Source organism: Sphingobium sp. LMA1-1-1.1 (genome assembly GCF_040676365.1).
GTDB lineage: Bacteria > Pseudomonadota > Alphaproteobacteria > Sphingomonadales > Sphingomonadaceae > Sphingobium.
The window spans coordinates 1-628 of sequence record NZ_JBEGHS010000035.1 but is presented as its reverse complement, the minus strand read 5'-3'; the positions used below and the strand labels follow the sequence as shown (position 1 = coordinate 628).

General features: G+C 64.8%; 1 protein-coding gene. It reads right to left on the bottom strand.

Going from position 1 to position 628, the window contains the following annotated elements; all coding sequences use genetic code 11:
• The coding region (locus MRBLMA1_RS16690) for a helix-turn-helix domain-containing protein (protein ID WP_363738250.1) at nt 1–540 on the bottom strand (540 nt) is incomplete at its 3' end.
• Nucleotides 541–628 lie beyond the last annotated feature (88 nt).

The window sequence follows — 628 nt, the reverse complement described above, 5'->3', positions numbered from 1 at the left end:
GCCCCTGGGGAGGCGCTTTCCTGATCTTTGCCAGGCGGGAGGCGAAGCTTTTTTAAAATCGGCAATGTCCTCGCCCCGCTGGCCGTGATGGCGCGGCCGGGCCGTGAGCTTGCGGTAGCCCATCGCCCGCAGCTCCCGCCCCAACGTGAAGCGCGTCACCGACAGCCCGAACTCGTCCCATATCCACTGCGTCAGATCGACAAGCCGCCAGCGCACGACACCATGAGCAGCCGGGATCGGCCCAGCCTCGACTTGTCCAGCCAGCCGGGCACGCTGCTCATCATTAAGGATCGATGCCCTGCCCGGCGCCTTGCGTGTCGCCAGCCCCTCGGGGCCATCTTCGTTGAAGCGCAATACCCAGTCGCGCACGATCTGCAGCGTCACCCCGGCCACACGGGCTGCCTCGCTCCGGCTCCCGCCGTCCAGGATTACCGCCAAAGCCAGCATGCGTCGGACCTGTTCCGCGTCACCACAACGTCGCGCCAACCGCCGCAAATCCGCCGATGTGTAGTCCGTTCGAACCCCAATCGCTGCCGCCATCGCGAGCCTCCTCTTGCTCGCTGCAACGAATCAGAAAATTAGCACCTTGGGAATCCAACCGTGAGTCAGAACCCGCGCACGTCGGTAT